Below are 18,857 nucleotides of genomic sequence, written 5' to 3'. Positions count from 1 at the left end.
GGGGGCCCGTTTCTTGGGGTGGTGGGGGGCGGGGGGTCCCCCCCGCGCTGTGGGGGGGGGGGGTGTGGGTTGTCGTGGGGCGGCACCGCCCGGGGGGGGGGGGGGGGGGGGGGGGGGTGTCCAACAAAAATTTGGGGGTGGGGGGGGGTGTCAACTGCCCCCCCCCCCCCCCAACGCCCCAGCGAGTTCTGCTACTCCTGCTCGAATCTCTTCTTGAAGCGATCTTCCATTCGCGACGAGAACCCGCCACTCTTTCGTCCGCCACGGGGCTTACCACGGTCGGACCTCTTGGTCTCGTCGGGCGTGGTCGAGCCGCCTCGCGACGACTGTCGGGAATTGTTCTTTCCCCCACCCCACAGGAGGAGGACTCCCGCACCGAACATAACGATGAAGCCGATCAAGCTGATCACCGGGAATCCACCCGGCTTGATCGGCAGGGCGACGCCGGCGATGAGCAGGACCAGCCCCAGGACGAACAGGGCTATGGCCTGAAAACGACGACGACTCGATGCCGCACGCATGCGACCGCCTCGCACAGTGGAGGCGAACTTGGGATCTTCGGCATAGAGAGCGCTCTCGATCTGGTCGAGCATGCGCTGCTCGTGCTCGGAGAGTGGCACGGTACCTCCCCCGGCACTGGAGTGTTGGCCACCGCCTCACGGTGCGAGGCGGTGGGTAACCGACTTTGGCGGCTACCTAGATTTAATAATACGAGCAGTTCGACCCCGGTACCACCTACTCGGTGCACGAGTTCGACACCAACCTTACGGACTCCCGCACCGAACCCTGCTCCGGGCTTTCACTACGTCGCCGACACTGCGGGCAGCCGACCCGGATTCCGGGCGAGACGAGCAGCTACGACGCCCGAAGATCGACGTCTGCACCGCGACCGATGTGGTCTTCCACCGCTTGCAAAAACCGCCCCACCTCGACAAAGAACTCGTCCGCCTCGAGATCGGTGAGCGTGCGCGACATCCCGGCCTCGATCGCGGCACGAGTGGCGGAGTGCCCAGCGAAATAGTCGGCCCATGCGCCGAAGTCGCTCGCGGCGTCTGCCATGAGAACCCAAGCGTTACGCGTTCGTGTCCGTCGACCTCCCGGCGACCCATCGGCAGCGGCGAGCACGGCACCGGCACCGCGCAGTGCGGCGAGATACGCGCTGTGAAAGCGATCCGCAGGCGAGTCGGCGCCGACCGATTGCGACAGAAGAGCGTCGGCCCGGTCGAGTAGGGAGGCGGCGCGCCGAGATGCCGGCGCACGCACCTCCCCCGGTCGCCGCGAGGGCCCAGAGGTCGGTCCTGAAACCGAGTTGTTCATCACTTCGAACACCTCCACAACCCCGGTGTGTCCACCCCGCCGGGCGTAGTCCTGTCGTGAGCCGGGGTCCCGGCGATGCTCGCTTCCCTCGAGCATCGCCGGATCCCCGCTATCGAACATCCGTTCGACCTATTCAATATAGCTGGACCCACCGACACGTCGTCAAGAGAAAGGTGAGACCGGTCGACACGAACGCTGACCAGATACCGCTCGTGGTCGAACTCTCGGCTGCCGAGTTCCGCGACCGCCTCCAGGAGGCCCTCGCAATCTATGTCGCCGCCATGGGCTATCCCCGCGGCACGGAATACCACCGCGCGCCGATGTGGACCGAACATGTGCAGCGATCGGGGTGGAGCGGTGTCGGCGCCGTGGTCCCAGCCGATCCGTCCGCCGAATCCGATGCGACTCACCGCCTCGTGGCCGTGGCCTACGGCTACCGCGGAGCCCCCGAACAGTGGTGGCACCAGCAGGTCCGCACCGGTTTGCGGCACACCGGCTGGACCCGGGACCGGATCGAGACAGTTCTCGACGACTATTTCGAACTGACCGAACTCCACGTCCATCCCGACGCCCAGGGACACGGTCTCGGCGAAACACTCCTTCTCCGATTGCTCGACCGCCGACCCGAACGCGGCGTGTTGTTGTCCACCCCCGAGGTCGCAGACGAGAACAATCGAGCGTGGCGGCTCTACCGTCGGCTCGGATTCCGGGATGTACTGCGCCACTTCCGGTTCGCAGGCGACAACCGTCCCTTCGCGGTCCTCGGCCGTAGCCTTCCACTGGAAAGCCTTTCCACCGAGAAGCCTTCCTCAGGAGAAGAACCGTTAACCTGACCCGATGATCGATGCGGTGGTGGTCGGGTCGGGACACAACGCCCTGGTGTCGGCGTGCTACCTGGCTCGGACGGGATGGTCGGTCGAGGTGATCGAACGCGACACCGTACCGGGCGGAGCGGTCTCGACAGTGGAACGGTTTCCAGGTCACCGCGTCGACCGCGGATCCTCCGCGCACATCATGGTCCGTCACACCGGCATCGTCGAGGAACTGGGTTTGCACGCGCACGGTCTGCGCTACCTCGATTGCGATCCGTGGGCGTTCGCCCCGGCACCTGCGGGTACCGGCCGGCCCGGCATCGTGTTCCGGCGCAGCCTCGATGCGACCTGCCTGTCCATCCAGGAGTCCTGCGGACCGGCCGAGGCCGGCGCGTATCGGCGGTTCGTCGACGTGTGGGGGCCGCGCAGCGCCCGCGTGATGCGGGCCTTCACCAGGCCGCCGACCGCCCCCGCGCTGTTGTCGTCGTTCTGGGGTCTCGATACGGGGGGCGGCGGCAGCGACCTGTCGCGGCAGTTCCTCGCGTCGGGGGACGCCCTGCTGGACGAATTCTTCGACGACGAACGACTCAAGGCCGCACTCGCATGGTTCGGCGCCCAGTCCGGGCCGCCGATGTCCGAGCCGGGCACCGCCCCGATGGTGGGATTCGCGGCACTGATGCACACCACTCCGCCCGGCCGTGCCGTCGGTGGGAGCGGCGCCTTGACGGCGGCCCTGGCGTCGCGGTTGCGGGCCGACTCCGGCGTGCTTTCCCTGGGTGAGAAGGTCGTCGCGCTGCGCCGGGACGGGACTTCCTGGATCACGCGGACGTCGGTGGGGCGGGAAATTCGTTCGCGGACCGTGATTGCCGGGTGCCACGTGCTCACTACGCTCGATCTCCTCGAAGCAGGCGGCTACGACAGGCAGATCCTCGATAGCTGGCGCCGGCGGATCCGCGTCGGACCGGGCATCGGGATGGTGGTACGGCTGGCGACCGACGCCCTGCCGTCCTATTCGAGCGCCCCTGACACCTCGGTGACCAGCGGATTGCAGCTCCTCGTGTCCGATCGCGCGCACCTGCGCCTCGCCCACGGTGCCGCGCTGGCAGGGGAACTCCCGCCGCGGCCCGCGGTGCTGGGGATGAGTTTCAGTGGCCTCGATCCCACGATCGCGCCCGCGGGTCGGCATCAGATCACCCTGTGGTCCCAGTGGCAGCCCTACCGGCTCAGCGGGGGCCGTCGGTGGAGCGACCTGGCAGGGGCCGAGGCCGAGCGCATCGTCGACGAGATCGAGGAACTCGCCCCCGGTGTCCGGACGTCGATCCTGGACCGTCATGTGCAGTCACCACAGGACCTCGAGGACGAGATGGGGCTGATCGGGGGCAACGTGATGCACGTCGAGATGTCGCTCGACCAGATGATGATGTGGCGGCCCCTTCCCGAACTCTCCGGGCACCGGGTCCCCGGAGCCGAACGCCTGTACCTCACCGGCGCCTCGACGCATCCGGGCGGTGGGGTGTCCGGTGCCAGCGGGCGAAGCGCCGCACACGTCGCGCTCCACGACGCACGCCGCGCCTCCAGAACCGCGCGACTGCGCCGCATGTGGCCGGGGACGTGACCGCGCGCATCCCCGCCCTGACGGCCGCAGCAGCGATCGCGGCGCAGATTGTCTACCCTCTGGTGCGCGGTGACCTCCGTGACGCGGTGACGGTCTGCGTCGTGCTCCTGCTCGCGGCGGCGAGCATCACGCATGCCACCCTTACGCGCGGTCCGCGCTGGGCCGCGGCTCTGGTTCTGGTCACAGCGGGTTTCGGCCTGCTCTCGGAGGTCGTCGGGACGTCAACCGGCGTGCCCTACGGCTGCTACGACTACAGCGTCGACCGACTCGGTCCTGCACTGGCCGGTGTCCCCCTCGTGGTGCCGTTCGCCTGGACAGCGGGCTTCTATCCGGTGTGGTGCGTCGCCTCCCTACTGGCGGGGGGCAGATATCGGCACCTGATTCGGATGGTCCTCACCACGGTCGGCGTCGTGGGATGGGATCTGTATCTCGACCCCCAGATGGTCGCGGATGGACAGTGGACATGGTGCGTCACCGATGCGGGTCTTCCCGGTGTCGAGCACATCCCGCTGACCAACTACGTGGGATGGTGTGCGGTGGCTGCCACCATGGCTGCGGCGATGGAATGGTTCGATCACCGCATTTCCGATACCGCCGCCAAACCGCACGGAACGCCGCCACACAGGGACGGTGTCCCGATCGCCTTGTTCCTGTGGACCTGGCTGGGTTCGGCGCTGGCCCACTCGGTGTTTCTCGACGGACCGGGACTCCGATTCTCCGCGATCTACGGGTGGATCACGATGGGAGTTCTCGGGATTCCCCTCCTGATCGTCCTCGTGCGGTCGCGGGTCCGGCGACCCGACTTCCCCGACACGCCCCCTCGCGCCTGACACCGGTTCACTCCCCTGGCACGATACGACTGTGCAGCCGCCCTCACTCCCTGCCCCGAACATCACCCGCGCGCGGAGCCGGGCCCTCTCCCTGACGGTCCTGGTACTCCTGATCGTCCCGTTGCTCGCGGGCTGCCTGCGCGTCCAGGTGTCGATGGGAGTGTCCGCCGACGACCGGGTCTCCGGTCAGATCGTGGCTGCGGCCGTACCCGCAGACGATCAGGACAAGGGTCCGCAGCTCACCCCGCCCGATGCGCTGTCGGGCAAGATTCGCGTACAGGAGTACAAGAAGGACGGGTACGTCGGCACCCAGGCGTTCTTCAGCGATCTCACGTTCGGTGACGTACAGCAACTCGGCTCGATGTCCGAACAGGCCACCGGCAGCTTCCAGATTTCGCTGCGCCGGACCGGCGACCTCGTGACCCTGGAAGGCAAGGCCGATCTCAGCTCGGTTCCCGCCCAGGGCACCGATGTGCAGTTCACTATCGCCTTCCCGGCCCGGGTGGCCACGACCAACGGCACGCGGGAGGGCGACTCCATCGTGTCGTGGAAGCTGCCTGCGGGTGACACGTCGACGATCCGCGCCGAGGTGCGCTACTCCGACCCGAGCACCCGGAGCTTCGCGGGCTGGGCGGGGATCATGGCCGGGGTGACGCTCGGCGTGGCCGTGATCGTGGGGGCTTTGGCATGGCTGGCCCGCAACAGGGAGCCTGCCGTAGGCAGTGGACGCCGGAAGGACTCGTCGACGGTGTGACGCCCACGCCGATCGTGCAGCTGGTCCGCACTGGTTCGCTGCTGTCGGTGGCCGGTATGGCCGTCGCCGCCGTCAATCTGCGGAGCGCCCCGCGTCTGCGGGTGCCGCGCCGCACCTTCACCGAACCGGTCACGGTCTGCATCCCTGCCCGCAACGAGGTCCAGCGACTACCCGCCCTCATCGAAGATCTCGTTGGTCAGCGCGGCATCCACGATCTCCGAGTGCTCGTGTTCGACGACGCCTCGACCGATGACACGGCCGCGGCAGCCGAAGCTGCGTGTGCCGGCGACCCGCGGTTCACCGTCGTCAGGAGCACCGAGGAGCCGCTTCCCGGGTGGGTGGGGAAGCCCGCCGCCTGCCACCGCGCCTACGATCGCGCCCAAGCCCTGCATCCCCGCCGCGACGGACTGCTGGTGTTCCTCGATGCCGACGTGCGGTTGCAGCCGGGCGCGCTGGCCGCGGCGTGTTCCGCGCTTCGCGAGAGCGGGGCCGGGTTGATCTGCCCGTGGCCGTTCCAGGAGTCCGGGTCGATCGCCGAAATCGCCGTCCAGCCGCTTCTGGCCTGGTCGTGGGCGGCCTCACTACCCGTGCGACTCGGCAATCGTTCGCTGCGCCCATCCATGGCCGTCGCCTGTGGACAGTTCATGGTCTTCGACTCCGCGGCGTACCGCCGGGCGGGTGGGCACGGCGGGGTGGTGAACAGTCTCACCGAGGATCTCGACATTGCCCGACTGCTGCGGCGCCGCGGAGTTTCCACCCACGTTGTCCTCGCAGGCGGCGCCGCGACCTGCCGGATGTACGAGAACGCCGCTGCGCTGCGCAGTGGATACGACCGCTGGCTGTGGACGGCCTTCGGCTCGAGGCCGGGGGCGGTGGCAGCCGTCAGCGCGGGCGGTATGGCCTACCTGGTACCGCCGGTGGCGCTCGCGCTGGGCCGTGGGCTGGTGCGCCGGTGGGGTGCAGTGGGGTATTTCGCTGCCGTGACGTCGAGACTGTGCGCACGAACACTCGAGCGTGGTGCGTCGCCGACCGCCACGGACGTGGCCGGGGCGGTGACGCACCCGCTCTCGGTCGCGGCGACAGCAGCACTGATCATGTCGTCACACCTTGCCCACCACCGTGGACGAACCAGCTGGAAGGGGAGGGCCCTCAGCTCACGCGGGCCGGAGTGACCGGCCGAGGGTCGGTTCGCGATCCGACCTTGTCCCCCAGCCTCGCCAGCACCTCACTGGTCGCCCGGGCGAAGTTCAACGTGATGAAGTGCAGGCCGGGCGCACCCTCCGCGATGAGCCGCTCGGCCATCTCGGTGGCCACATCGATGCCGATCTCACGGACAGCGGCCCGATTCTCCTCGGGGCCGTCACCAGCCGCCCGGCTCAACCGGCGTTCCAGGGCGACCGGAAGCCGGGACCCCGACAGCTCCATCACACGCTGCACCGACCGCAGGGACGTGATGGGCATGATCTCGGGAATGATCGGCTTCGCACCCTGCTCGGCGTCGAAAGCCGCGACCCGGTCCCGAAGGCGCAGGTAGTCGTCGATGTCGAAGAACATCTGCGTGATGGAGTACTCCGCGCCGGCCCGGAGTTTCGCGACCAGGTACCGGGTGTCGTGGTCGAGGTCCGGCGCCCGGTAGTGACCTTCCGGGAACGACGCGACGCCGACATGGAAGTCACCGAGCTCACGCACGAGCCGGACCAGTTCCTCGGCGTACTCGACACCCTCCGGATGCTTCTTCCACTCGCCCAGCGGATCGCCCGGTGGGTCACCACGAAGGACGAGAATGTTGCTGATTCCGCGGTCTGCGTAGGCGCCGACCATCGACCGGAGTTCGTCGACACTGTGCGACACCGCGGTGAGATGCGCCACGGGCAGGAGCGTCGTCTCCTCGGCAAGCTGACCGGTGACACGGACGGTGCGGTCACGGGTGGAGCCACCGGCGCCATAGGTCATGGACACGAAGGCCGGTCCCAGACGTTCGAACTCCCGGACCGCGCGCCACAGGCGGGCCTCGGCGGCCTCGTCCCGCGGGGGCGAGAATTCGACGGAGAAGGGCACCCGACCGTCACGGCACGACCGGATGCGGTCGACGATGGAGGGAGTGCGGGTTACCCAGCCTTCGCTGGCCCGCCCCCTGACGGAATCGAATGTCACCCGACAAGCATAGGTACAGCCGCGCCGGGTGTGCCCACCGCGTCGCCGATCCTCGTCGATCGCGGGAACGAGGCAATCGTGGGAAACAGGGCATCGGGTCCTACCGGGCGACGCCCACTATGGTGGTGACGAGGCCTGCTGCCGTTACCGGTGCGCACGCGGAACGTCGATCTGGGAGGCAACACTGTCCGTCGAAACGCGCCCCTCCGCTCTGACGGCCGAGGTCGAGAATGCGCTTCGAGAGTTCTTCGCCGGCCGGACGGAGTTGGTCGACACCGTGGGCGGCGGCTACCGCGACGCCGTGACCACGCTGGAGAACTTCGTCCTCCGCGGCGGAAAGCGAGTACGCCCGGCCTTTGCCTGGACCGGGTGGATCGGCGCGGGCGGCGACCCGCAGGGTCCCGACGCCGGGCCGGTGCTGCGCGCCTGCTCAGCCCTGGAGCTGGTCCAAGCCTGCGCCCTGGTTCACGACGACATCATCGATGCCTCCACCACGCGACGCGGGTTCCCCACCGTCCACGTCCAGTTCGAGGAACGCCACCGAGCCGGTTCCTGGAGCGGCGAGTCTCCGCACTTCGGGGAGGCTGTCGCCATCCTGCTCGGCGACCTGGCATTGGCCTGGGCGGACGACATGATCCGCGAATCCGGTATCGGCCCGGACGCCACCGCACGCATCTCCCCCGTCTGGTCCGCGATGCGCACCGAGGTTCTCGGTGGCCAGTTTCTGGACATCAGCAACGAGGCCCGGGCCGACGAGTCGATCGACGCAGCGATGCGGGTCAATCGGTACAAGACCGCGGCGTACACCATCGAGCGGCCACTGCATCTCGGTGCCGCACTCGCCGGTGCCGGCGAGGACCTCGTGTCGGCCTACCGAAGATTCGGTACGGACATCGGGATCGCATTCCAGCTGCGGGACGATCTCCTCGGTGTGTTCGGTGACCCGGCCGTGACCGGAAAGCCGTCGGGTGACGATCTCCGGGCGGGGAAACGCACCGTGCTGTTCGCGCTGGCCCTTCAGCGGGCCGACCGCGATGATCCCGGAGCGGCCGCAGCGCTACGCGGGAGCATCGGCACCGACCTGTCCGACGCGGACGTGGATACGCTCCGCGAGACGATCACCTCGCTCGGCGCGGTCGCCGACCTCGAGAAACGAATCGACGACCTCGTCGACTCCGCGCTGACGACCCTGACGGCAAGCACCGCGACGCCGGTGGCGAAACAACACCTCACCGACATGGCTGTCGCGGCGACGCGGCGCAACTCCTGAAGGCACCCCGATGGCACGCACGCTCCGCACCGTTCCGGGCCCCACCGATCACGTCGTCGTCGTCGGCGCCGGTCTCGCGGGCCTGTCGGCGGCTCTGCACCTCAGGGGGTCGGGCCGGCGGGTCACCGTCCTCGAACGGGATCCACTGCCGGGCGGCCGGGTGGGCACCTACCGCGGTCCCGGCTACGACATCGACAACGGCGCAACCGTGCTCACCATGCCCGAACTGGTCCGTGAAGCCCTCGCTGCGGTCGGAGCGGATTTCATCTCGACCCGGCCCGCCCTGATTCTCGAGAAACTGTGCCCGGCCTATCACGCGCGCTTCACCGACGGTTCCTCGCTCGACGTCCACTCGGACCCGGCGGCGATGGTCGCCGAGATCACCCGGGTGTGCGGACCCGCGGAATCCGATCGCTACCTGAAGCTACGACGCTGGCTCGGTCGCATCTTCGACGCCGAGTACTCCCGTTTCATGGACGCGAACTTCGACTCGCCTCTCGACCTCGTGTCAAGCAGGGCGGCCGCGGCGGATCTCGTCCGGCTCACTGCTCTGGGCGGGTTCGGCCGGCTCGGTTCCCGGGTCGATCGCACGATCACCGATCCGCGGCTACGCCGGATCTTCACCTTCCAGGCGCTGTACGCCGGGGTGGCGCCCGCCGATGCGCTCGCGGTGTACGGCGCCATCGCCCACATGGACACCTCATTGGGCGTCTACTTCCCGCAGGGTGGCATGCGCTCCATTGCTCTCGCACTCGCCGACGCATTCACCACGGCGGGCGGCGACCTCCGGCTCGACACGACGGTCACGCGGCTCGAAACGTCCGATGGCCGGGTGCGCGCCCTCCACACCGCGACCGGTGAACGCGTCGGGTGCGACGCCGTGGTCCTCACCCCGGACACCGCGATCGTCGACGAACTCCTTCGGCCGGTCGCCCGGAGGATCCCCCGCCGCGTACGGGTGTCACCGTCCGCGGTGGTGCTCCACGGCACGATCCCCTCCGCGGTGACCGCCCGGTGGCCGGCGCAGCGTCACCACACCATCGACTTCGGCGCAGCGTGGGAAAGAACCTTCGCGGAGATCACCGCGAAAGCCGGCCGCGGTCGCCTCATGACAGACCCCTCCCTACTGATCACCCGGCCCGCGCTGTCCGACCCGAGCCTCCTCGTGGACCGCTCGGGTGTTCCGTCCGAGCCGCTGTCGGTGCTGGCACCCTGCCCCAATCTGCACAGCGCCCCGCTCGAGTGGTCGTCGCTGACCGGCCCCTACACGCGCGAACTCCTGCGGGTGCTCGAGGACCGCGGATACACGGGCATCGCCGCGCAGTTCGAGATCGACCACGTGGATACGCCCCTGACCTGGCTGAACAAGGGCATGAGCGCGGGCAGCCCGTTCGCGGCAGCACACGTCTTCCGCCAGACAGGCCCCTTCCGGCGCCCGAATCTGGTGCCGGGCGTGGACAACGCCGTCCTCGCCGGTTCGGGCACGGTCCCCGGTGTCGGTGTTCCGACCGTTCTGCTGTCGGGGAAGCTCGCCGCTCGCCGTATCACCGGTGTGCAGGAGCCCCAAAGGCAGATATATGAGCGAGGCGTGGCAATAAGTGGTGTCGGGAGCAATTAAACTAGGCGCGACCATGTGGTGCGCGCGATGATCGGTGCACCGATCGCAACCGAACTCACCTCGGGGGAGGAATCTGCACCCATGACGTCCTCTGCCCCGCAGGCAACCGTCGCCCCTGCGACGACACCGCCGCACCGTTCGTGGCCTCAGACCACGGCCGATTTCCTCCGCAGCCAGGCGGGACATGCGGCGATCCTGGGTTTCGCCGGCGCGATCATGATCACGTTCGGTGGTTTCGGTGCGGGAAGCGTCCGCCGTGAGGATCCCCTGCTCGAGGCGATGCATCTGTCGTGGCTGCGGTTCGGGCACGGCCAGATACTGTCCACCGCCATCGTCTGGATCGGCGTCATCTCGATGATCGCCGCCTGGGTCCGGCTGGGGCGCGGCACGCTGGCCGGGGATGTTGCTCTGCGGCAGTTGCGCCTGATCGTTCCGATCTGGACGGCGCCCCTGCTGCTGGCGGTGCCGATGTTCAGCCGCGATGCCTACTCGTATCTCGCCCAGGGCGCCCTCCTGCGCGACGGCTTCGATCCCTACGCCGTGGGCCCGGTGGTCAATCCTGGGATTCTGCTCGACAACGTCAGCAACGTGTGGACCACGACGACGGCGCCCTACGGTCCGGTCTTCCTGCTTCTCGGGCAGGCAATCACCGCCCTGACCGGTGACAACGTCATCGCCGGCACCATGCTGCTGCGTCTGACGATGCTGCCGGGGCTCGCTCTCATGATCTGGGCGGTCCCCCACCTCGCACGTCACCTCGGCGGAAACCCGGCCATCGCCCTGTGGCTGGCAGTGCTCAACCCCCTTGTTCTGGTCCATCTCATCGGTGGAGTCCACAACGAGATGCTGATGGTCGGCCTGATGACGGCGGGCATTGCGCTCGTTCTCGAGCGACGCCATCTCGCGGGCATCGGGCTCGTCGCGATCGCGGTGGCGATCAAGGCGACCGCCGGTGCCGCACTCCCCTTCATGGTGTGGATCTGGATGCTGCACGAGAAGGAGAGAGCGGAGGCCGAAGGGCGTACTCCGGCATCGCCGCTGGCACTGTTCGCGAAAACTGCCGGCTCGGGGGTCGCCGTGTTCGTCGTCATCTTCGCCGCAGCGTCGGCGGTGGCCGGGGTCGGACTGGGCTGGATGACGGCCCTGTCGGGTTCGAACAAGATCATCAACTGGTTGTCACTGCCGACGATCCTTGCCCATGTCGTGACCGTCGGAACGTCGTGGTTCGCGGATCTGCGGCTCGGCGAAATCCTCGCGATCACCCGGCCGATCTGCGCAGCCGCACTCGTCGCGATCGTCCTGACCGTCTGGTGGAAATTCAAAAACACCGAACGGGACGCAATACTCGGAATCCTGATCGTCCTCGTCGCCATCGTCATTCTCTCGCCGGCCGCGCTGCCCTGGTACTACTCCTGGCCCGTCGCCATCGCAGCGGGCTTCGCCCTGTCCACACGCACGCTGATGGTGCTCGTCGGGCTGTCCACCTGGCTGATGCTCGTATTCCAGCCCGACGGCTCGATCGGCCTCTACACCTTCCCCCACGTTGCTCTCGCCACGTTCGCGGCTGTGGTCGCGGCGGTGTCTTTGCGCACGGTCGACCCTCTGCGCTTGCGCGCATCCCGGCCGTCGCCGGAGGTCCCCTCCTCCGGACTCCGACGCGTAGCCGCGTCACCCGGCGTGGAATAGCCGGGCCATGACGGAGCTGGTGGAGAGCTATCGCTACTGCGGTGCTCTGACAGCGGAGCATGGACGCACGTACCACCTCGCCACCCGGTTACTTCCCCGGCACCGCCGCAATGCGGTTCACGCGCTCTACGCATTCGCCCGCACCGTCGACGACATCGTCGATGTCGAGATGGGCGGCGTGCGGTCGACCGAAGACTGTGCAGCAGAGCTCAATCGAATCGAATCGATGCTTCGACGGGGATTCGACGACCCGACTGCAATCGACCCGCGAGCGGTTCCCGAGCTGGCGCCCGTCCTTCCCGCTTTCCTGGACTCGGTCGCGACCTTCCACATCGCGCCCGAATACTTCTTCGCGTTCCTCGAGTCGATGCGGATGGATATTCCGGGCACCCCGTCGCACCGTGCCCGGTACAACACGATGCCCGCACTGCGGGAGTACATGTACGGGTCCGCCGCCGTCATCGGGCTGCAGATGCTGCCCGTGCTCGGCACGATCTGTCCCGCGAACGAGGCGGAGTCCCACGCCGCTGCGCTCGGCGAAGCCTTCCAGCTGACCAACTTCCTCCGGGACGTCGGAGAAGACCTCGACCGGGGACGCGTATACCTTCCCGCTGACGAGCTGGCAGCTTTCGGTGTCGACACCGACCTATTGATGTCCAGCCGACGCACCGGGACAACGGATCAGCGCATCGTTCGTGCGCTCGCTCACCTCATCGCGGTCACCCGGGCGGTGTACCGGGATGCGGAGCCGGGAATCGGCATGCTGGACCGCCGGGTACAGCCCGGGATCAGAACGGCCTTCGTGCTGTACTCACGGATTCTCGACGAAATAGAACGCAGCGGCTATGCCGTCTTGCACCAGCGTGCGACGGTGCCGCGCAGGAACCGGTGGTCCACCGCTGTGCCACAATTCGCCCGGCTCGCGATGCCCACACGCAGCACGCAGTGAAACGGCGCTCAGAAACCCATCGCCTGTGCCCGGCGAATGACCTCTCGAGCCAGGTCCCCGTGCAGCGCCTGCACGGGCGTCCCCGGAAGGGTGTCGTCCTCCCGGAAAAGCCACAGCAGAATCTCCTCGTCGCGGAAGCCGCCGTCGTGTAGTACCGCGATGAGGCCGGGCAGCCACTTCAGCGTCTGCCCGTCTTTGCCGAAGAACAGTTCCGGAACGCCGAGCACACCGTTGCGGCGAACAGCGATCAGCTGCTCATCCCGTAGAAGCTGCTGCACGCGTGTGACGGGTACACCCAACGACTTCGCCACGTCCACCAGCTGTAGTAGCGAGACGGAAGGGTCCAGGACATCGTCACAGTAAGGGATGGCACTCACTCCCCTAACGTTATCTGGTCGGTTCCGCCGTGGCGCTACCGGTCGGTCCGGCTGGCTACGATTGGAGGGCGCGTGGCCGGACTGCGCGGACATACGGGGGACGGACACAGTGCACGATGGAGGTCAACGTTTGATCGGCGAACTGCTCGACCGGCGCTATCGGGTGGATGCCCTGATCGCGCGTGGGGGTATGTCCACCGTGTATCGGGGGCTCGACATGCGCCTCGACCGTCCGGTGGCCATCAAAGTGATGGACCCGCAGTTCGCTGCCGACCCTGCCTTCGTCTCCCGCTTCGAGTTCGAAGCCCGTTCGGTGGCCCGGCTCGGGCATCCCTCACTCGTCGCCGTCTACGACCAGGGACACGACCGCGAACACGCCTTTCTCGTGATGGAACTCGTCGATGGGGGAACGCTACGGGAACTGTTGCGCGAGCGCGGGCCGATGCCTCCACATGCCGTGGCCGCGGTGGCTGGACCGGTTCTCGACGCGCTGGCCGTCGCTCACCGTGCCGGACTCGTGCACCGGGACGTCAAACCGGAGAACATTCTGATTTCCGACGGCGGCGAAGTGAAGATCGCCGACTTCGGTCTGGTGCGTGCCGCAGCAGCGTCGAACACCACGTCCAACAGCGTCATCCTCGGTACCGCCGCGTACCTGTCTCCGGAGCAGGTCACGTCCGGGGTCGCGGATACCCGCAGCGACGTCTATTCCACCGGGATCCTGCTGTTCGAGCTTCTCACCGGGCGCACACCCTTTACCGGGGACACCTCCCTGTCCGTTGCATATCAGCGCATCAACCAGGACGTTCCCCGACCGGGGTCGTACATCGCCGGGGTTCCGCACGAGTTCGACGAACTCGTCGCCGAGGCCACCCACCGGGAACCCTCACACCGTTTCGCCAACGCCGAACAGATGGGAACGGCACTCCGTAGCATCGCGGCGGCGCTCGAGCTGCCCACCTACCGGGTGCCCGCACCCCGCCGCTCGGCCCAGCATCTTGCCGCCGCTGCGAGCGCACCTCCGCTCACCTCGCCGCCCAGCCCGCTCGCCCCACCCACCGCGCACCTTCCCGCTGCTCCTCTCCACGCACCGCTCCCGCAACACAGCGGACACCCCGGTATCCAGCACACCCGCATCGTGACGGCGGGTACCCCGCGTCCCCCGATGGACGGGCACGGATCGGAGAGCGACGACGAACCCGACGGGGGGTACCGGTATCCGGATTTCGCCGCCGAACGTCAGCGGTCGCGGCGGACGACGATCCTGTGGCTGCTGGTGGTACTGATGCTCGCCCTCGCCGTGGGGTTCGGCGGCTGGTGGATGGGTTCCGGCCGGTACACCGCGGTCCCGGCGATCGACGGGCTGAATCGAGGTGCCGCGGTGTCGGCGATCGAGGCGGCAGGGCTCTCTTCGGAGATTCGCGGCGAGTATTCGGATACAGCCGCACTCGACACCGTGCTGGGGACGGATCCCCCGGGCGGCTCGCGAATCTCCCGGGACGGCACTGTCGCGCTCGTCGTGTCACTCGGACGGCCGACCGTCCCGCCCCTGCCCGCCGGCGGCGATCGTTCCGAGATCGAGCGGGAGCTTCGGCACCGGACCTTCATGCCCGTCGACGGGGGTCAGGCATTCAGCGCGAAGGTTCCGATCGGTGCGGTGGCCGCGCTCGATCCGGCGCCCGGTACCTCACTCCCCACGGGCTCGCAGGTAAAACTCATCGTCAGCAAGGGCGCTCCCCCCGTCGACATCCCCGACGTGCGGGGAATGTCGGAGGCTGAGGCACGTGCGTCCCTCGAAGCGGTCGGCATCGTGGTGCAGGACACCGCCACCGACTTCGACCGGAAGGTCGAGGAAGGCGATGTCATCGCCACCGACCCGAAGGCCGGTACCCAGGTCAGCGCAGGCACCAGTGTCACCTTGACGGTGTCCAACGCTGTGCGGGTGCCGTCGATGCTGGGACGCACCGTCGGATCCGCACGCGACGAGCTGACACGACTGGGACTCGAGGTGAAGGTGCGTCAAGTCACCGACACCGACCGGTCGGTGGTGATCAGCCAGAACCCGGGCGGCGGCGACCTGGTGAAACCCGGGAGCACCGTCACCCTGGTGTCGCTGCCCTGACTCTGTCCGGATCAGCCGCGCAGCATCTCCGCGACGAGGAACGCCAGTTCGAGTGACTGCTGCGTGTTGAGCCTCGGGTCGCAGGCGGTCTCGTACCGGCCCGAGAGATCGAGGTCGGAAATGTCCTGGGCGCCGCCGAGGCACTCGGTGACGTTCTCGCCGGTCAACTCGACATGGATGCCGCCCGGGTAGGTGCCGAGGCCGTGGTGGACCTCGAAGAAACCCTGAACCTCGTCGACGATGCGGTCGAAGTGACGGGTCTTGTAGCCGGTGGACGCCTCATGTGTGTTGCCGTGCATCGGGTCGCACTGCCAGATGATCTGGTGACCGGTGGCCTGCACCTTCTCGATGATGGGCGGCAGCAGGTCGCGCACCTTGTTGTTGCCCATCCGGGAGATCAGCGTCAACCGGCCCGGTTTGTTGGTGGGGTCGAGACGCTCGACGTATTCGACGGCCATCTCGGGGGTGGTGCTGGGACCGATCTTCAGTCCGATCGGGTTGGACACCAGTTCCGCGAACGCGATGTGCGCTCCGTCGAGCTGACGGGTGCGGTCACCGATCCACAAGAAGTGGGCCGACAGGTCGTACAGCTTGGGGTGATCGTCGTCGTTGTCCAGACGGAGCATCGCTCGCTCGTAATCGAGGACCAGCGCCTCATGGCTGGCGAAGATCTGCGCCTGGTGCAGGCTCGGATCGGTGACGCCGCACGCGTTCATGAACTGCAGGCCACGGTCGATTTCCGCGGCAAGTGCCTCGTAGCGGGCACCTGCGGGTGAGGACGCCACGAACTCACGGTTCCAGTCGTGGACCTTGTGCAGATCGGCCATGCCCGCGCCGGTGAGCGCGCGGACGAGGTTCATCGCTGCACTCGCGTTCGCGTAGGCGCGCACCAGCCGCGACGGGTCGTGGGCGCGCACCGCCTCGTCCGCGACGAGGGAGTTGATCATGTCGCCGCGGTACGACTGCAGTCCCAGTGCGTCCACGTTCGACGACCTCGGCTTCGCGTACTGACCGGCGATGCGCGCAACCTTCACCACCGGCAGGCTCGCGCCGTAGGTGAGGACCACGGCCATCTGCAGCAGCGTGCGAATGTTGCCCTTGATGTGCGGCTCGGTGTTGTCGGCGAAGGTCTCCGCGCAGTCACCTCCCTGGAGGAGAAATGCCTCCCCACGGGCCACCTGCGCCAGCTTCTCCTGCAGCGCGACGACCTCGCTGGCGACCGTGATCGGCGGAACGCTCTCGAGGACGGTCCGCATCGCCGCGGCCTGCCCCTCCGGCCACTGCGGCTGCTGGGCAGCCGGCTTGGCCAGGGCAGCGTCGAGCTGCTCACGCATCACGGAAGGAAGCGGCGGAAGTTCGGGCAAGCGGTCGATCGGCACGTCGACAGTCCAGTTCACCCATACAGGATATTCGCTCGGCACGACGGATGGCGAGTCAGGTCACCGCAGCGACCGCGCCACCCGCACGGCTTCGAACTTTGCCATGTTGTGCCGGGCGTCGGCCAGTGCGTCGTGGGCGTCTCCCGGTGCAGGTGGAAGGGCTGGACTACCGTTGTCCTCCCAGTACTGACGGAGCTCTCGGGTGTAGCGGGGCAGCGACTGCGGCAACGCCGTCATGTCTCCCCACAGCTGACACAGGGCGACGTGGTCGTAGGCGGCCACCCACGCCCACAGTTCGGGCACCACGCCGGGCCGGGGAATCAGGAACGTGTACAGGTCGTCCCGGATCCGCGCGCGGCTCTTCCACAAGGGGGACGACGGTTGAGGCAATTTCGGCAGAACGTTCCGCCGCACCCACTTTCCGGCGCGCGCGGGATCGAACTCGGTGGACACGGCGTAGAATTCACGTCCGTCCTCTGCGACCACCCCGATCGACACCAGGTCGATCGTGCGACCATCCTCGATGAACTCGCAGTCGTAGAAGTAACGCACGCCCGCAGACTATGCCTCATTCGTCGGCGTCGACCGGATCCACCCCTCACTCCTGAAGGAGACCTTGGTGAGCGCTACCCCCGACGGTCGTCGGTCCGCGGGCACTGCCGCGGACCGCTCGGAAGCGCCGCGGACGCCGCCGCGACAACGCGTGGCAGGTGTGTTGATCCGGGTCCTGATCGTCGCCGGACTCGTCACCGGCTTCGCGTACAACCTCGTCGGTCTGCCGGGTCTACGCGACTTCGGTTTCTATTACCGGCTCGACCTGGACGTCTACCGTCTCGGCGGGTCGGTGTTCCTCCACGGGCCCACTCTCTACGGATCGATGCCGCCCACGCAGATGGGTAACTTCCTTCCGTTCACCTATCCGCCGCTCGCGGCGGTGGTCTTCAGTCCACTGTCGCTGGTGTCGCTGGAGGCGGCAGGCGTGGTGGTGACCGTGCTGTCCCTGGTCGCCCTGTTCGGCGCACTCCTCGTCACTCTCGACTCCCTCGGAATCGCCCCGCGGACCACCCTGGTGTGGACGGCGCTCGGCGGGCTGGCCGTGGCCACGGCACTCGAACCGGTGTCGTCCACTCTCGACTACGGGCAGATCAACATCCTGCTGATGGCGTTGGTGGCGTTCGACTGCCTCGCGAAGCGCACACCCCTGCCCCGCGGTGTGTTGATCGGACTGGCCGCCGCCGTGAAGCTGACCCCCGCCGTGTTCGTGCTGTACTTCCTGCTGCGCAAAGACTTTCGCGCGGCAGTGACGACAGCGGCCGCCTTCGTTGCATTCAGCGCGGTGGGCGCGATCGCAACGTGGAGCGACTCGGTCACCTACTGGACCCGCACTCTTTTCGACTCGGGCCGGATCGGCACTCCCGCGTATCCGGCAAATCAGAGCATCACCGGGGTGCTGGCACGTTTCGACGTGAGCGAGTCGTTGCGCACCCCGATCTGGCTGCTGCTCAGCCTCGGGGTTCTCGCCGTGGCGATCGTCGCGATGCTCCGAACGCTCCGCGCCGGGGAGGCCGCGCTCGCGCTCGGGGTGAACGCGGTGCTGGGACTTCTGGTGTCCCCGGTGTCGTGGTCACACCACTGGGTGTGGTCGGTGCCAATCATCCTCACGCTCGGGGTCCTCGCCTACCGGGGGCGCAGCATCGCGCTCGGGCTCGTCGCAGTCGCGGGTCTGGCCGTCATCAAGGTGGCCGCCCATTGGAAACTGGGAGTCGGCCGCTGGAGCGGCGTCCACTGGAGTGTGTGGGACCACTTCCTGGCGTCGTCCTACGTGTGGTGGGGCCTCGCTGTGGTAGCCGTGGCGTTCGTCACCTTCGGCACGGCCGCGTCCCGGCCGGACGGGGACGAACGCCGGACACCGTCCGGCGACGTGTCCGTCCCCGTGGCCTGAGGCGACGTGTCCGTGGCCTGAGACCGTGGCAA

The 18,857-nt window shown here is 67.8% G+C and carries 17 protein-coding genes; 11 read left to right on the top strand and 6 right to left on the bottom strand.

Translation table 11 applies throughout. The features are described 5' to 3' along the window. Window positions 1-191: 191 nt before the first annotated feature. Entirely contained in the window at window positions 192-620 is a 429-nt protein-coding gene (locus R4P95_RS19980; protein ID WP_213572420.1) for a DUF3040 domain-containing protein, read from the bottom strand. A gap of 235 nt (window positions 621-855) precedes the next feature. Then, window positions 856-1,437, bottom strand: coding sequence for an SAV_6107 family HEPN domain-containing protein (locus tag R4P95_RS19975; RefSeq protein ID WP_213572421.1), 582 nt, complete (start codon window positions 1,435-1,437; stop codon window positions 856-858). A gap of 53 nt (window positions 1,438-1,490) precedes the next feature. Between R4P95_RS19975 and R4P95_RS19970 the strand changes: the two genes are divergently transcribed. From R4P95_RS19970 to R4P95_RS19950, 5 genes are read left to right on the top strand one after another with little or no spacing between them, the layout of a single operon-like run. Then, window positions 1,491-2,150 (top strand): GNAT family N-acetyltransferase, encoded by a 660-nt coding sequence (locus R4P95_RS19970; protein WP_213572422.1) that lies wholly within the window; start codon window positions 1,491-1,493, stop codon window positions 2,148-2,150. Between the two features lie 4 nt (window positions 2,151-2,154). Beyond that, the gene (locus tag R4P95_RS19965) at window positions 2,155-3,744 is read left to right on the top strand and encodes an NAD(P)/FAD-dependent oxidoreductase (RefSeq protein ID WP_317746185.1); all 1,590 of its coding nucleotides are present in this window, start codon (window positions 2,155-2,157) and stop codon (window positions 3,742-3,744) included. Then, a complete protein-coding gene (locus R4P95_RS19960) occupies window positions 3,741-4,574 on the top strand; it encodes a carotenoid biosynthesis protein (protein ID WP_317746186.1) in 834 nt (277 codons plus the stop codon). Before R4P95_RS19965 ends, R4P95_RS19960 begins: the two co-directional genes overlap by 4 nt. Before the next feature lie 31 nt (window positions 4,575-4,605). Next, window positions 4,606-5,328 carry an LppM family (lipo)protein gene (locus R4P95_RS19955; protein ID WP_317746187.1) on the top strand — a complete coding sequence of 241 codons (723 nt, stop codon included), beginning with the start codon at window positions 4,606-4,608 and terminating at the stop codon, window positions 5,326-5,328. Beyond that, window positions 5,325-6,500, top strand: coding sequence for a glycosyltransferase (locus R4P95_RS19950; protein ID WP_213572425.1), 1,176 nt, complete (start codon window positions 5,325-5,327; stop codon window positions 6,498-6,500). The genes R4P95_RS19955 and R4P95_RS19950 overlap by 4 nt, the downstream gene beginning before the upstream one ends. Here the strand turns inward: R4P95_RS19950 and metF are convergent. Then, on the bottom strand, window positions 6,478-7,482 hold the full coding sequence (gene metF / locus R4P95_RS19945; RefSeq protein WP_109329246.1) for a methylenetetrahydrofolate reductase [NAD(P)H]: 1,005 nt from the start codon (window positions 7,480-7,482) through the stop codon (window positions 6,478-6,480). The genes R4P95_RS19950 and metF overlap by 23 nt on opposite strands. Before the next feature lie 169 nt (window positions 7,483-7,651). On the opposite strand from metF, the gene R4P95_RS19940 reads away from it, so the two are divergent. The 4 genes from R4P95_RS19940 to R4P95_RS19925 all read left to right on the top strand — a co-directional run bounded on the left by R4P95_RS19940 (window position 7,652) and on the right by R4P95_RS19925 (window position 13,005). Further along, window positions 7,652-8,752, top strand: a complete 1,101-nt coding sequence (locus R4P95_RS19940) for a polyprenyl synthetase family protein (RefSeq protein WP_213578074.1) — start codon at window positions 7,652-7,654, stop codon at window positions 8,750-8,752. A 10-nt stretch (window positions 8,753-8,762) separates the two neighbouring features. Continuing rightward, the gene (crtI, locus tag R4P95_RS19935; RefSeq protein WP_317746189.1) at window positions 8,763-10,370 is read left to right on the top strand and encodes a phytoene desaturase family protein; all 1,608 of its coding nucleotides are present in this window, start codon (window positions 8,763-8,765) and stop codon (window positions 10,368-10,370) included. An 81-nt stretch (window positions 10,371-10,451) separates the two neighbouring features. Beyond that, complete coding sequence (locus tag R4P95_RS19930; protein ID WP_317746407.1) at window positions 10,452-12,056, top strand: alpha-(1->6)-mannopyranosyltransferase A; 1,605 nt, start codon at window positions 10,452-10,454, stop codon at window positions 12,054-12,056. Between the two features lie 7 nt (window positions 12,057-12,063). Then, window positions 12,064-13,005, top strand: coding sequence for a phytoene/squalene synthase family protein (locus R4P95_RS19925; RefSeq protein ID WP_213572427.1), 942 nt, complete (start codon window positions 12,064-12,066; stop codon window positions 13,003-13,005). An 8-nt stretch (window positions 13,006-13,013) separates the two neighbouring features. Here the strand turns inward: R4P95_RS19925 and R4P95_RS19920 are convergent, their stop codons facing one another. Next, window positions 13,014-13,382, bottom strand: coding sequence for an Rv2175c family DNA-binding protein (locus tag R4P95_RS19920; RefSeq protein WP_317746190.1), 369 nt, complete (start codon window positions 13,380-13,382; stop codon window positions 13,014-13,016). 109 nt (window positions 13,383-13,491) lie between these two features. On the opposite strand from R4P95_RS19920, the gene pknB reads away from it, so the two are divergent. Further along, complete coding sequence (gene pknB, locus R4P95_RS19915; RefSeq protein ID WP_213572429.1) at window positions 13,492-15,504, top strand: Stk1 family PASTA domain-containing Ser/Thr kinase; 2,013 nt, start codon at window positions 13,492-13,494, stop codon at window positions 15,502-15,504. Between the two features lie 11 nt (window positions 15,505-15,515). On the opposite strand, the gene R4P95_RS19910 is transcribed toward pknB, so the two are convergent. After that, a complete protein-coding gene (locus R4P95_RS19910) occupies window positions 15,516-16,901 on the bottom strand; it encodes a class II 3-deoxy-7-phosphoheptulonate synthase (RefSeq protein ID WP_213572430.1) in 1,386 nt (461 codons plus the stop codon). 42 nt (window positions 16,902-16,943) lie between these two features. Further along, window positions 16,944-17,435: a polyadenylate-specific 3'-exoribonuclease AS gene (locus tag R4P95_RS19905; protein WP_159921691.1), complete on the bottom strand. Its 492-nt coding sequence runs from the start codon at window positions 17,433-17,435 to the stop codon at window positions 16,944-16,946. A 67-nt stretch (window positions 17,436-17,502) separates the two neighbouring features. Between R4P95_RS19905 and R4P95_RS19900 the strand changes: the two genes are divergently transcribed. Then, on the top strand, window positions 17,503-18,825 hold the full coding sequence (locus R4P95_RS19900) for a glycosyltransferase 87 family protein (protein WP_317756794.1): 1,323 nt from the start codon (window positions 17,503-17,505) through the stop codon (window positions 18,823-18,825). Window positions 18,826-18,857: the final 32 nt, after the last annotated feature.

It is taken from the genome of Rhodococcus sp. IEGM 27, assembly GCF_033142305.1.
GTDB lineage: Bacteria > Actinomycetota > Actinomycetes > Mycobacteriales > Mycobacteriaceae > Rhodococcus_F > Rhodococcus_F oxybenzonivorans.
This window is presented reverse-complemented; position numbering and strand designations above follow the sequence as displayed.